The 13,988-nt window shown below is 65.3% G+C and carries 12 protein-coding genes; 6 read left to right on the forward strand and 6 right to left on the reverse strand.

Annotated elements, in window-relative coordinates; translation table 11 throughout:
* Positions 1-41: 41 nt before the first annotated feature.
* Positions 42-455, forward strand: coding sequence for a DoxX family protein (locus tag PQQ53_RS19015; RefSeq protein WP_408153243.1), 414 nt, complete (start codon positions 42-44; stop codon positions 453-455).
* A gap of 175 nt (positions 456-630) precedes the next feature.
* Here PQQ53_RS19015 and ahpF read toward each other — a convergent pair whose 3' ends face one another.
* From ahpF to prpR, 3 genes are all read right to left on the reverse strand, one after another.
* Entirely contained in the window at positions 631-2,223 is a 1,593-nt protein-coding gene (gene ahpF, locus PQQ53_RS19020; RefSeq protein WP_408144956.1) for an alkyl hydroperoxide reductase subunit F, read from the reverse strand.
* Positions 2,224-2,396: 173 nt separating this feature from the next.
* Positions 2,397-2,960, reverse strand: a complete 564-nt coding sequence (gene ahpC / locus PQQ53_RS19025; protein WP_408144954.1) for an alkyl hydroperoxide reductase subunit C — start codon at positions 2,958-2,960, stop codon at positions 2,397-2,399.
* A gap of 131 nt (positions 2,961-3,091) precedes the next feature.
* Entirely contained in the window at positions 3,092-5,161 is a 2,070-nt protein-coding gene (prpR, locus tag PQQ53_RS19030) for a propionate catabolism operon regulatory protein PrpR (RefSeq protein WP_408325289.1), read from the reverse strand.
* Between the two features lie 219 nt (positions 5,162-5,380).
* On the opposite strand from prpR, the gene PQQ53_RS19035 reads away from it, so the two are divergent.
* From PQQ53_RS19035 to PQQ53_RS19050, 4 genes are all read left to right on the forward strand, one after another.
* Complete coding sequence (locus PQQ53_RS19035; RefSeq protein WP_408325291.1) at positions 5,381-6,262, forward strand: isocitrate lyase/PEP mutase family protein; 882 nt, start codon at positions 5,381-5,383, stop codon at positions 6,260-6,262.
* Positions 6,263-6,769: 507 nt separating this feature from the next.
* Positions 6,770-8,209 (forward strand): MFS transporter, encoded by a 1,440-nt coding sequence (locus PQQ53_RS19040; protein ID WP_408325294.1) that lies wholly within the window; start codon positions 6,770-6,772, stop codon positions 8,207-8,209.
* 162 nt (positions 8,210-8,371) lie between these two features.
* On the forward strand, positions 8,372-8,809 hold the full coding sequence (locus PQQ53_RS19045) for a GNAT family N-acetyltransferase (protein ID WP_408325297.1): 438 nt from the start codon (positions 8,372-8,374) through the stop codon (positions 8,807-8,809).
* Between the two features lie 252 nt (positions 8,810-9,061).
* Positions 9,062-9,730, forward strand: coding sequence for a cation diffusion facilitator family transporter (locus PQQ53_RS19050; RefSeq protein ID WP_408153238.1), 669 nt, complete (start codon positions 9,062-9,064; stop codon positions 9,728-9,730).
* 59 nt (positions 9,731-9,789) lie between these two features.
* Here PQQ53_RS19050 and PQQ53_RS19055 read toward each other — a convergent pair whose 3' ends face one another.
* From PQQ53_RS19055 to PQQ53_RS19065, 3 genes are all read right to left on the reverse strand, one after another.
* Positions 9,790-10,674, reverse strand: coding sequence for a 2OG-Fe(II) oxygenase (locus PQQ53_RS19055; protein ID WP_408153237.1), 885 nt, complete (start codon positions 10,672-10,674; stop codon positions 9,790-9,792).
* A gap of 101 nt (positions 10,675-10,775) precedes the next feature.
* Positions 10,776-11,255, reverse strand: a complete 480-nt coding sequence (locus PQQ53_RS19060; RefSeq protein WP_408144942.1) for a nuclear transport factor 2 family protein — start codon at positions 11,253-11,255, stop codon at positions 10,776-10,778.
* A 103-nt stretch (positions 11,256-11,358) separates the two neighbouring features.
* Positions 11,359-12,939: an MFS transporter gene (locus PQQ53_RS19065; protein ID WP_408325300.1), complete on the reverse strand. Its 1,581-nt coding sequence runs from the start codon at positions 12,937-12,939 to the stop codon at positions 11,359-11,361.
* A 121-nt stretch (positions 12,940-13,060) separates the two neighbouring features.
* On the opposite strand from PQQ53_RS19065, the gene PQQ53_RS19070 reads away from it, so the two are divergent.
* The gene (locus PQQ53_RS19070; protein ID WP_408153235.1) at positions 13,061-13,957 is read left to right on the forward strand and encodes a LysR family transcriptional regulator; all 897 of its coding nucleotides are present in this window, start codon (positions 13,061-13,063) and stop codon (positions 13,955-13,957) included.
* Positions 13,958-13,988 lie beyond the last annotated feature (31 nt).

Consider the following 13,988-nt stretch of genomic DNA (forward strand, 5'->3'; position numbering starts at 1 on the left):
ACAGGCGGCGAACCAGACTTCTCTACCCTCTCGGGAAAATCATGCGCTATACCTTATTTGAAAACCAGAAAGACGCGATCATTCTCGTCGCCCGCATCCTGTTGATGGTGCTGTTCGTGATGTTCGGCTGGTCGAAGCTCACGGGCTTCTCCGGCACCGTCGCTTATATGACGTCGAGCGGCGCGCCCGTGCCCGAGCTGTCGGCGATCATCGCGGTGGTGATGGAGCTTGGCGTTGGCATCGCGCTGCTAGTCGGATTTTTTACGCGACCGCTCGCCCTGCTGCTCGCGGTTTACACCCTGGGCGCCGCCATCATCGGCCATCACTACTGGAACATGACCGGCGCGATGCAGTACGACAACATGATTCACTTCTATAAGAACATCAGCATCATCGGTGGGCTGCTTTTGTTGTGCGTGACCGGCGCCGGCAAGTATTCGATCGACCGGCGATAGTAACGCAAGGCCTTCCTGTACGCCGCTGAAAAAGCCGCCCGACAGAATGTCGGGCGGCTTTTCTTTGCCATACGTTCGAGGCAAACTGCAAGCTGCGTATTCGCGCGAGCCACGCCGCATGCACAAACGAAAACGGCGGCCCGCAGGCCGCCGCTCACCACTCACACTGACTGCATCAAACCGTTGCTTCGGCTTCCGTCTCGCTGACCGCTTCGACTTCTTCGCTGTTGCGGATCAGGTGATCGAAGGCAGACAGCGATGCCTTCGCGCCCTCACCCACCGCGATCACGATCTGTTTGAACGGCACCGTGGTCACGTCGCCCGCGGCAAACACGCCCGGCACCGAGGTCGCACCGCGTGCATCGACGACAATCTCGCCGTGCTTCGACAACTCCACCGTGCCCTTGAGCCACTCGGTGTTCGGCACAAGGCCGATCTGCACGAACACGCCTTCCAGTTCGACCGTCTTCACTTCGCCCGATTTCAGGTCCTTGTAGACCAGACCGTTGACCTTCTTGCCGTCGCCGGTGATTTCAGTCGTCTGTGCCTGCGTGACGATGGTCACGTTGGCGAGGCTGCGCAGCTTGCGTTGCAGCACTTCATCGGCACGCAGCGTCGCGCCGAATTCGAACAGCGTCACTTCGCGCACGATGCCCGCGAGGTCGATTGCCGCTTCGACGCCCGAATTGCCGCCGCCGATCACCGCGACGCGCTTACCCTTGAACAACGGGCCATCGCAGTGCGGGCAATACGCCACGCCGTGGTTGCGATACTCGCGTTCGCCCGGCACGTTGATTTCGCGCCAGCGCGCACCGGTCGCCAGAATGATGGTCCTCGCCTTCAGCACCGCGCCGTTGGCCAGACGCACTTCGCTGATGCGCCCCGGAATCAGCGCTTCGGCGCGCTGCACGTCCATGATGTCCACTTCATACGCTTTCACGTGCTGTTCGAGCGCCATCGCGAACTTCGGTCCTTCGGTTTCGGTCACCGACACGAAGTTTTCGATCGCGAGCGTGTCGAGCACCTGCCCGCCGAAGCGTTCCGCCACGACACCCGTCGCAATGCCCTTGCGCGCCGAGTAAATCGCCGCCGCCGCACCCGCCGGGCCGCCGCCGACGATCAGCGTGTCGAACACGGGCTTCTTTTCCAGTTCCTTCGCGGCACGGGCGCCAGCGTTGGTGTCGAGCTTTGCGAGAATTTCCTTCACGCCGCTGCGACCCTGGCCGAACACTTCACCGTTCATGAACATGGTCGGTACCGCCATGATCTGGCGCGCTTCGACTTCGTTCTGGAACAGCGCGCCGTCGATCGCCACGTGGCGGATGCGCGGGTTGATCAGCGCCATCACATTCAGCGCCTGCACGACTTCCGGGCAGTTCTGGCATGACAGCGAGAAATACGTTTCGAATTGATAGTCGCCGTCGAGATTGCGGATCTGTTCGATCACCGCGTCGTCGAGTTTGACCGGATGGCCGCCCACCTGCAGCAGTGCGAGGACGAGCGACGTGAATTCATGCCCCATCGGAATACCGGCGAAACGGATACCCGTTTCCTTGCCCGGTTCGCCGATCGAAAACGACGGCTTGCGTTCGCTGTCGCCGCGGCGTTCGACCACGCTCACGCGTTCCGACAACGTCGCGATATCGTTCAGCAAAGCCAGCAGCTCTTGCGATTTTGCGCTGTCGTCCAGAGAGGCGACGATCTCGATAGGCCTGCTAACCTTTTCGAGGTACGTTTTCAACTGAGTCTTGAGATTGGCGTCAAGCATGGCGATTCGATTCCGTGACGAGGGGTGTTGGTGTCCCGGTGCCGCACGCTGTCCGGATAGGACCGGTGCGGACCGGGGACGCGCGAGCCGCTGTATGAAACGGCTCGCACGGTACTGCCGAGGTGCTGCTCAGGCGCCGCGAGGCGCCGACTGCGGAAGGTCTTGCGACCTTCTTAGATCTTGCCGATCAGGTCGAGCGACGGGGTCAGCGTTTCTGCGCCCGGCGTCCACTTGGCGGGGCAAACTTCACCCGGGTGAGCCGCGATGTATTGCGCAGCCTGCACCTTGCGCAGCAGTTCGCTTGCGTCACGGCCGATACCGTTGTCATGGATTTCGCACAGCTTGATCTCGCCTTCCGGGTTGACCACGAACGTGCCACGCAGTGCCAGACCTTCTTCTTCGATCAGCACGTCGAAGTTGCGCGAGATAGCCAGGGTCGGGTCGGCGAGCATCGGGTACTTGATCTTCTGGATCGTGTCCGACGTGTCGTGCCATGCCTTGTGCGTGAAGTGCGTATCGGTCGACACGCTGTAGATTTCGACGCCGAGCTTCTGGAAATCGGCGTAGCGATCGGCCAGGTCACCCAGTTCGGTCGGGCAAACAAACGTGAAGTCGGCCGGATAGAAAACGAAAACCGACCACTTGCCCTTCAGGCTTTCTTCAGTGACGGTCTTGAATTCGCCGTTGTGATAAGCCTGAGCCTTGAACGGTTTGACTTGACTGTTGATGATCGGCATTTGCTGAGTCCTCTTTCTGAGTGGTTGGAAAGTAGAGTCAGTATGTCAGACGACGCTTAATAGGTAAAGCGGATTGTTTTAATGATGTTGATAGTCATACACTATTTGTTTTTCTACCACCGACTATCGGCCTAAGTTTTCAGTAGTCGCCAAAGGGTGGTTCGGCCGATTCCGAGCGCCCGGCTTGCCGCGGCGCGATTGCCGCCGGAGCGTTCGAGGGCGCTCAGGACGTCCTCGCGAGTGGGCGTGACACGGGCGGAACTGTTTCCAATGGCGACATGGGGCGCATTCAGGGTGGCGTGGACCGTCGTCGCCGGCTTCATCCTACCCAACTCGGGGAACGCCGCCTGCCAATCCTGCGACGCGCCCGCGGTTGTATCGCCGGAATAGATTGCCGCACGCGCCAGCAGATTCTCCAGCTCCCGCACATTGCCCGGCCACGCATAGTGCTCGAAAAGCGGCGCGAGAAACGCCAGCACCCGCGCCTGCGCCGCCTCCGTCAAACCATACTGGAGCGCGCTGCGGCTCAACAAGTGCCGCGCCAGTTGCGCGATGTCGGCGCGCCGTTCGCGCAGCGGCGGCAATTCTATCTGAAGCAGGTTCAGACGAAAATACAAATCCGCCCGAAACAGGCCCTGCTCGACCAGCGCGTGCAGGTCGCGGTGGGTGGCCGCAATGACCCGCACGTCGACCGGCGTGGCGCGGCCCGAGCCGAGCTTCATCACTTCGCGCTCCTGCAACACGCGCAACAGCCGGCTCTGCAGCGCGGCCGGCATTTCGCCGATCTCGTCGAGAAAGATCGTGCCGGTGTGGGCGATTTCGAACAGCCCCGGCTTACCGCCGCGGCGCGCGCCGGTGAACGCGCCCTCCTCGTGGCCGAACAGTTCGCTCTCGATCAGCCCCTCCGGCAGCGCCGCGCAATTGAACGCGACGAACGGATTGCCGCGGCGCCGGCTGGCGTTGTGGATGCCTTGGGCGACCAGTTCCTTGCCGGTGCCGCTCGCGCCGGTGAGCAGCACGGTCGCGTCGTGCGCCGCGCCGGCGCGGGCGAGCCGGCGCACCCGCTCGAGCGCCGGCGAGCCGCCGATCAGATCGTCCAGCTGATGCCGCGCGACCAGATGGCTCGGCCGCTGACTGGTGCGCAGCGAGCGATCGATCCGCTGTGCGACCAGCGCGTCCTGCATCGTCACCACGGAGCCGGAGCGCACGCCGTGCTCGACGATCGGCACGCAGTTGACGATCAGCGCGCGGCCGCCGATCTGCTCGATACGTTCCTCGATCGGCCGGTCGTGCGCGAGCGTTTCGCGCAGCAGCGGGCCGACGGCGCGGGTTATCTGCGCGGGAAGGTCGTCGGGGTAGGCGCCCGGGAGGGTTTCTTCACCGCGGGGATGTCTTGCGGCAGTCGGGGTGCCTCCCCGGGAAATCTGCTTCAGGGCGCCGCCCAAGGAGACGTCCTTCGTCGTACCAAGGCCGAGCAGTTCGAGCATCGCCGGGTTGACGGCCTCGAGCTGGCCAGCTTCGTCGAAGGCGGCGACGCCGTCGCGCAGATGGGCGACGATCGTGTTCAGCCGCACGCGCTTCGATTCCTTCTGCCGGCTCACGCGCGCCAGCTCGACGGAGCGCTCGAACGCCTCTTCGACCGCGCCGAGCGAGTACAGGAAAACGCTCTCCATCCCGGCCCGCTGCGCCAGATCGCAAGCCATGCCTGGGCCGATGATCACGCTGCAACCTTCAGCGGCGAGGGTGTCGACCGCGAAACGCACTTCGTCGACCGAGCGGTACGCTCGCTGTTTCAGGCCGACATTCAGCCACGGGCTCAGGTCGGCGAGTTCGTGCGAGATCGTTTCATGCAGCACGAGCCCGATCCGCGCGCCGGGCCACGTGGTGGCGGCGCGGGTGATCGCGCTGAACACGTCGAAACCGTTCACCTTGACCATGACGACCGGCACGCTCAGGTGCTCGCGCAGATACGCGCCGTTCGATCCGGCGGCCAGTACGACATCGACCGAGCCGGCGTCCACGTACGCCTGCAACGCGGTGACGGCCTCGCCGTAGCCTTCGCGGACCGGGAAGAATCGCGCGCGTTCGGCGTAGCGCGGCGCGACTGCCTCGCAAAGCGACTGCAGCCGGCTGATACTGACGAGTGCGACGCCGGGGCGGCCGGGATTGGCATTCACGAGGGATGAGGTGAAAGTGGACACGGCGGCGCTCCTGCCTGACGTTGGGATGCTGGCGTCCTGAAACGTTCCATGAAACGTTTCAGGAAACGCTCACCGTATTCTGCCACGAACAACCGAAACCACCACCATCGCCCAACCCGTTGATTACTCAGGACAACCCGCACCTCACCCCCGATGGCACGCTTCCTGCAAAATACTGCCCACATCGTATACCGCCCCCTTCCTCCCGGAGACACTCACATGATCACTTCCACCACTCGCCGCGCCGCCTTCCGCGCCAAAGTCAACCAGCGCCAGGGCCTGCTCGTGCCCGGCGCCTTCAACGCGATGAGCGCCCGCGTGATCGAGGACGCCGGCTTCGAAGCGCTCTACATCACAGGCGCGGGCGTCACCAACATGTCGCTCGGGTTGCCCGATCTCGGCTTCATCGGCCTTGCCGAAGTCGCCGAACACACGGCGCGGATTCGCGACGCGGTCGCGCTGCCGCTGATCGTCGACGCCGACACCGGCTTCGGCAACGCGCTGAACGTGCGCCAGACCGTACGCGTGCTCGAGCGCAGCGGCGCCGACGTGATCCAGTTCGAAGACCAGGTGATGCCGAAGAAATGTGGCCACTTTTCCGGCAAGGAAGTGGTCGCGACGAGCGAGATGGTCGGCAAGATCCGCGCGGCCGTCGATGCCCGCGAAGACGGCAATCTGCAGATCATGGCGCGCACCGACTCGGCGGCGGTCCATGGCATCGAGGATGCGATCGAGCGCGGCCATCGCTTCATCGAAGCCGGCGCCGACATCCTGTTTATCGAAGCGACCGAATCGCTCGCCGACATCGAACGTCTGCCGGGGCTGTTCGACAAGCCGCAGCTGATCAACATCGTGATCGGCGGCAAGACGCCGGTACAGTCGCGCGAGGCGCTCGCGACGCTCGGCTACGGCATCGTGCTGTATGCGAACGCGGCGCTGCAGGGGGCGGTGCTAGGTATGCAGCGCGCGCTCGGCAGCCTGAAGAGCAACGGCCGCCTCGACGAGGACGCGACGCTCGTCGCGCCGTTCAGCGAGCGCCAGCGGCTTGTCAACAAGCCGCTGTACGACCAGCTCGATCGCGAGTACGCCGCGAAAGCCTGAACGGCGAGTGCCCGGGCGCCGCGCTGGCGGCAGCGCCCGGCGCCCGCCGATTGGGAGACCGGTGGCGCCCGCGCCGGTCTTGCGTGTCACCGGCGCATGCGCCCAACGCCCGCTGATCGGCACACTGGCAACACCCCGCGCCGGTCGGTCTCGCGTGCCACCGCCGCATGCGCCCAACACCCGCTGATCGGCACACCGGCAACACCCCGCGCCCGCCTCGCCGGACACGCCACCCGCTGCGCTCCCCAACGGTATGGCGCCATTTATTGCGTTAGGATTCAGGGCTGGCGACGCGCGCGCGATCCATCACGGCTTCATGCGTGCACCGCCGACCCTCGCTATCCGGTCGCTCGTCCGCCTCTTGCAGACGCCCGGACATCCCCCACCGCCGGAAACACATAATCGAAAGGTAGTCGCAACAACCATGAAGGCCAACCCCTCGCGCGCCATGCGCCAGCCCGCCCGCGGCATCGACGCCCGCCCACGCCTTGCCGCGAGGACCGCGCAATGACCGGCGCCAGCACTCACCATGCGCACGTCGGCTGGCTGCCGTACCTCGTCGCGGCCACCTTCTTCATGGAGTATCTCGACACCACGGTGATCGCCACCGCGCTGCCGCAAATGGCGCACTCGTTCGGCGTTGGTCCAAACAGCCTCAGTCTCGGCATGACGGCGTACATGCTCGCGTTGGCGATCTTCATCCCGGCGAGCGGCTGGGTCGCCGATCGCTGCGGCGCGCGCACGGTGTTCTTCAGCGCGATCGCCGTGTTCACGGCGGCCTCGGTGTTGTGCGGGTTGTCGCAGAACGTCGTCGAGTTCACCGCGGCACGGGTTTTGCAAGGCTTGGGCGGCGCGATGATGGTGCCGGTGGGCCGCCTGATCGTGGTCCGCAGCACCGAGAAGAGCCGCATGATGCAGGCCATCTCGACCATCACCTGGCCGGCGATCGCCGCGCCGGTGGTCGGCCCGCCGGTGGGCGGCTTCATCACGACCTACGCGTCGTGGCGCTGGATCTTCCTGCTGAACGTGCCGTTCGGTCTCGCGGCGATGGCCGTCGCGCTCGCGCTGGTGCCGAACCTGCGCGGCGCCGAACGCAAGCCGCTCGACGTGGTCGGCCTGCTGCTGAGCGGCCTCACACTGACGGCGGTTCTGTACGGCGCGGAACTGGCGAGCCAGCCCGGCACCAATCCGTGGCTCGCCGGGGCGGTCGTGCTCGGCGGCTTGCTGATGGGCGTGGTCGCGTTCCAGCATGCGAAGCGCCACCCCTACCCGCTGATCGACGTATCGACGCTCAAAATCCCGACCTTCTCCGTGACGGTGGTGACGGGTTCGTTCACGCGTATCGGCATCGGCGCGGTGCCGTACCTGATGCCGCTGCTGTTCCAGGTGGGCTTCGGCCTGTCGGCGTTCAGATCCGGGCTCCTGCTGCTCGCGAGCGCGCTCGGCAACCTCGGCATGAAGGCGCTCACCACGCGGATTTTGCGGCGTTACGGTTTCCGCATGGTGTCGATCGTCGACGTCACGGTGGCCGGCGTGTTCATCATCGCGTGCGGACTGTTGACGCCGGACGTGCCGCTCGCGCTGGTGCTGTTCGTCGTGTTCGTGTACGGCGTCGCGCGCTCGATGCAATTCTCGACGCTCGCCACGCTGGCCTACGCCGACGTCGCGCAGGCGCAGATGAGCGCGGCGAGCACCCTATGGAGCGCCGCGGCGCAGATGACGATCGGTCTGGGCATCGCATTCGGCGCGGTCTCGCTGCGGGTGGCGGCGCACTTGAGCGGCGAGACGAGCGGCCACGTCTTCACGCTCGACGATTTCCGTCTCGCGTTTCTGTTTGCGGGTGTGCTGACGCTGGTGTCCGTGTTCGGTTATATGGGTTTGGCACGCGACGCCGGGCAGAGCATCGGCGGCGGCTCGCGCGGCAGCGAGGGGCCGGCGAAAGGCTGAAGGGTTGGCTAGTGACGAGTTCTGGACTGCGCGGCAAAGACTGCGTGAGCGGCTCATGCAAGCGTCGGCATAGCCATGCCGGTAACACTGGACGAAGCCCGGGCACCCTCCCGCATTGCCACTTCCTTCGACCTCTCGATCAATCCCACAAGGAGACATCCGGTGCAAGCAGACGAACTGACGATCTCCAGCAACAAGGGGGATCTCGACATCGAGATGGTCTATGCGTTCCTCTCGCAGCAAACAGCGTGGGCGCAGGGGATGCCACGCGAAACGTTCAAGCGGGCCGTCGCGGGCTCGCTATGTTTCGGCGGCTATATCGACGGCAAGCAGATCGCGTTCGCGCGCCTGATCACCGACGAAGCGACGTTCGCCTACCTGTGCGATGTGTTCGTCTTGCCCGAGCATCGCGGCAACGGCTATGCGTCCGCGTTGCTGAAATACGTGTTCGCAAGTCCGTCGCTGAAGGGTCTGCGAAGAATCGTGCTGGTGACGTCCGACGCGCATCATGTCTACGAGCCCCACGGCTTTACGCCACTGGCGAATCCAGAGCGCTATATGGAGCTGCATAACCCGGACGTCTACAGGACGAGTGCCTGAGACAAGCTGAGCGGGTCTGAAGGCGGCGTGAGCGCGGCGCAGGCAAGCACGCCTCGCCGCTGTCTCATTGGCAACGCGCAACGCAACGCCACCACGCACCTGCCTCGCCTGGCAATCCCACGGTTTCGGCGCTGTCATGTGCGTGCCACGCTCGACGGTTACCTTGCTGCGACAAACAGAACCCGTCAAAGACCATGCACCCCATCGAGCGCAACAGCCACGATCGCGATTCCATCCTGAACGGCGGCCGTCTTGTTTAAGGCCGCCTCCGCCAGCGCGCTGCTCAATGCGTTCCTCTCGACGATGCAGATCACCCTCGGCATCACCGCGCACTCGGACGGGCTCTTCGCCGACGGCATCCACACACTGAGTGACCTGGCCTCCGACGCCATCGTGCTGCTGGTGCTGTACCTCAGCGCGAAACACCTCGGCGCCCGGGCGCGCAACGCAGATCACGCACACACTCACAACACCGACAGCAGCACCGAGCAGGCGCTGGCCTCGCTTTTTATCGCCGTCATCCTGATCTTCACCGCGGTGCAAATGCTCTGGGGCAGCGTCGCGCAGACCGCGACACTGAGCGGCAACGACGCGATGAATGCCGGCGCGCTCGCTGTCAGCGGCTTCGTGATGGTCGCCAAGGAAACGCTGTTCCGCTACCTGCGCGCGCAAAGCCGACGCACCGGCTCGGCGCTTCTGCAGGCGAGCGCATGGCATGCTCGCGTCGACGCGGTGTCGGCGCTCGTCGCGACGCTGGGTCTCGCAGGCAGCCTGGCCGGTCTGCCGATGCTGGATCACATCGCCGGCGCGGCGATCGGATTGATGATCCTGCGCATGGGTTACGCATCCGGCCGCGACGCGTTCAGGCAACTGTTCGCCGGCTCGAGCGCCAATGCCGCCGGCCGTCAGGCGGCCGACTGAGTTGATCGACTGAGTTGATCGACTGAGTTGATTGACTGCGGTGGCCTACTGGCGCGGCATCAACCGTAAGCCCGCTCGCGCACCCATTTCGTCATGATCCATTTGTCGCCATCGACCACTGGCGCACCGGCGTGCAGCGTCAGCGGATCGAGTTGCCGCTGAGCGTTCATATAGCGGAAATACACCGCGCCACCCTGCCGCGCCGCGACCGACAAGCCCGCTTCAGGAAACGTCGTCTCGCCGCCGTCAGGGACGTCATTCAGATAGACCACCAGCGTCGCCACGCGTTGGCCGCCTTGTGCGGTATGCACCGCGCTGCCCGGTTGATCGGGCGGGAAGTAGTCGAAATGCGCGCGGTATTCGCCGGTCATGCCGTAGTGCAGGATCTGCAGACCCTCGCCGTTTTCGACCGGCCAGTTCATCAGGCTCGCGATGCGCCGGTCGAGCTTCTCGATGAACGGATCTTCGGCCCGCTGATACCAGATGCCTTCGCTGGTGCGGTTGCGGATCACGTCTTCCTTGCCGGTGTCGGGATTGACCGTGGTGGAACGCTTCAACCGATGACGCGAGCGCTCGATCATCTCGCCGCACTCATCGGGCGAAAGCACATCGGCGAACACGATCACCTGCGGCCGTTCGCAGCGCATCAGCACGCGAACGTCGCGATCGTACGCGCGGATCACGTTGCCGCGCGCGACCGGCGACGCGTCGTACAGGTACGTGTGCGGTTCGGCTTTGGCGAGCGCGGCCTCGGTCGCGGCTACGGCTGCGGCCATGGAAGCGGAATCCGTCGGCTTCTGCCCAAACGCGTGATGCACGGCAACGTGCGCCGCTTCGCTGGCGAACCCGGCCTGCACCATCGCCTCGATCATCGAATCCGGACTGCAACCGCGCGCCACATTGCTGTTCAGCCACTCTTCCCATGCGGCATCCACTACTGGCATAGCACTCCCTCTCACTGCCTGTTCTTCGGCCTGAAAAATACGGGTTCAACCGAACGAATCATAGCAAGCGCGCCATGCGGCACATCGCGCCCGATCCGGCCTCAGGAGCGGCTATGGTGGTTCCGATACGAGGTGAGGCCACGGCGCGCCTGTGCCCTGAGCATGCGCCGCACGAGCGGCGACCAGCCGAGCAGCGTGCCCCGCACGCCCATCGCCTGACGCATCCATAGCCACAGATCGAAACTGTCGCGATGTTCGGTGATGAGCCCGTCGCGGAACACGAAGCGCGCGTCGATCCGGTTGACCACCGGGCGGCCCGTCTGACTGAACAGATAGCCGGCTTCCCAATGCGCGCTGCCCTTATGGTCGTCCGCCTCGATGCTGCCGAATGTCAGCGAGAACTCCTGCGCGCCCGCCACCAGCATGCGCCACATGTCGCGGACTTCGTCGCCATACAGCTCGCCGAAGGCGGGATCGCTGAAGACGACGTCATCGGCATAGCAGGCGATCATCGTTTCGGCGTCGCGTCGCTGAAACGCGGTGTAGAAACGTTCGATCAGTTCGGTGTTCGGATGGCTCATTGTTTTACGTGTCGTGCGTTCGAAGAAGCGCCCGCGAGGATGCCTCGGCAAGCGTGCCGCACACGATAGCGGAAAACGACGCGAATGGGGCGACGGTATTTCCCTAGCCGTTCGACGCCATCTCTGCTGCCCGCACCGATTCCGCCCTGCCCGCCAGCAGCCAGACGCCCGCGGCGAGTGCCGCGGCAAGCAGACCCGCCACGCACAGCGCGGCCGCGAAACCATCGGCGAAGCTTGCGTGCGCGGCCGAAATAAGCGCGGCCCGCAGGCCGGGCGGCAGATTCGCGGTGGCCTTTGCGGTGTCGCCGGCCAGCATGCGCGACATGAAACCGGCGTCGAGTGCGGCTTTCACGCCCGGCGTCAGCGGCGTGGCGCCGACGAAGGCCGCATGCGTGCGCGCCGCGAGCACCGCGCCGAGCACGCCGACCGACGTGACGATCGCCGTAAAACGCGTTGTCGTGCTGATGCCCGACGCCATGCCGGTGCGCTCCGGCGGCACGCACGCCATGATGGCCTTCTGTGTGTCGCCGTTCAGCATGCCGGCGCCGAGCCCCGTGACGATCATCCCGAGCGCGACCCATGCATAACGTTCGCGGCTCGCCACCGATGCCGTCAGCAGGTTGCCGAGGCCGATCAGCAGCAAGCCCGCCGAGAGCAGCGTCATCGCCGGAATCCGCTTGCCGAGGGCCGCGCCGACGTATGGCCCCACCACCATCGCCAGCGCGAACGGCAGCATGCCGACGCCTGCCGCCACCGCCGACAGACCGAACGCGTTCTGCAAATACAGCGGCAGGAAGGTCATCATCACCTGCGCGCAGGCGGCGTAGCCGAACATCGCAAGCACGGCGGCGACGAAGCGCGGCTGGCGGAACAACGCGAGGTCGACCATCGCGTGCGCGCGCACCCGCTGGACCTGGATGAACGCGCCGAACAGCAGCGCGCACGCCACGAGCCGCGCGCCGGTGGCCCAACTCGCGAGGCCGTCGGCCGGCACTTCGATCAGCGCCCAGATGCCGAGCGCCAGCGCGAGACCGAACAGCAGGCTGCCGGCGGCATCGAGCGGACCGGGCGCGGGATTGCGCGACTCACGAAGCACGCGCGACGCGCACCACGCGAGCACCGCGCACACGGGAAGATTGAGCAGGAAGATCCAGCGCCAGCCGAGCCATTGCGTGACCACGCCGCCGACCAGCGGCGGCGCCACCGTGGTCGCGACGCCCATGCACGCGCCCCACACGGCCCACGCGCGCACGCGTGCGGGCCCGCCGTGAAAAGTGTTGGCGATCACCGCGAGCGCCGCGGTGAGCAACATCGCGGCGCCCACGCCCTTGACCGCGCGCGCGATGTTCAGCACAGCCGCCGAAGGCGCGAGCCCACATCCGAGCGACGCGCCGAAAAACACCGCGAGCCCGAGCAGCAGCATCTTCTTGCGGCCAACGCGGTCGGCCAGCGCGCCCGCGGGCAGCAGACAGGCGGCGAAGGCAACCATATATGCGCTGACCACCCATTCGACGTCGGCGAAACTCGCGTGGAACGAGCGTGCAATCGACGGCAACGAGACGGCCACGACGTTGGTATCGAGCACGATCAACGCGCAAGTGGCCGACGCGGTGGCCAGGACGAATGCGGGATTGGCGGCAGGCGGTTGCGCAGGCGTAGCAGGTTGAGTGGAAACAGATGACATACGGGTAGACGTACGGGTAGGCATTGACGGATCGAAGTCACGTCATGGTAGCGATGCGTCTATTTCCTGTCATTGGCATAGAATCACAAAATAATTAACGTTATTTGCAAGACAGAAAAACATGAGGCAACTCGAACTCCGTCATATACATGCCTTCGTCTGTGTCGCCAGGCAGCTCCACTTCTCGCGCGCCGCAGACGAGCTCGGCATCGCCGCGCCGTCGCTCACCAAATTGATTCAGGATGCCGAACGGTTGCTTGGCGTGCGGCTCTTTCATCGCACGAAGCGCTCGGTGGCGTTGAGCGCGGCGGGCAGCGCCTATCTCGCCGAAGCGCTCGTCGCGCTCGACCATCTCGCGCGCGGCGAGGAGCGCGCGGTGCTGGCCGAGCGCGGCGAACTCGGGCGGATTGAGGTCGGCTATGTGGCGTCGGCCGCGTATGCGGGCGTGTTGCAACAAGCGGTCGGCGGATTTCGCGGTACGCATCCGGGTGTCGACGTGTCGATCCGTGAGGTGCCGATGGACGGCGTCGCCGCGATGCTGCGCGACGGCCAGCTCGACGCCGCCTATGTGCGCCCGCCCATGCCGCTCGCCGACGGCATTCAGGCCACCACCGTGCACCGCGACCGCTTCGTCCTCGCGCTGCCCGCCGATTGTCCGCTCGCGGGCGCGGCCAGCATCCGCCCCGCGCAACTACGCGACCAGTGTTTCGTGCTGCCGGAGCAGGAAGCCGGGACCTTCGAAGTGGCGCGGCGCGGACACTTCGCGCCCCGGCTCGGACCGCGTCCCGGCACGCTCGCGGCGGTGCTCGCGTGCGTGTCGCTCGGCGGCAACGTGGCCGTCGTGCCGCATACGCTCGCCGACTGCATCGCGTTGCCCGGGGTCGTGTACCGCGAGATCGCCGGGAAGCCGATCGCCTCGGAGATCGCCATCGCGTCCCGCAAGTATGAACGGGCGCCCGCGGTCAACGCGTTTCTCGCCTTCGCGCGCAACGTCAAAGCCGCCAAAGGCCGCGCATAAAGCCACGACGCGGGTCCCGGTTCCAACACGC

Source organism: Paraburkholderia strydomiana (assembly GCF_046030495.1).
Classification (GTDB): domain Bacteria; phylum Pseudomonadota; class Gammaproteobacteria; order Burkholderiales; family Burkholderiaceae; genus Paraburkholderia; species Paraburkholderia strydomiana_A.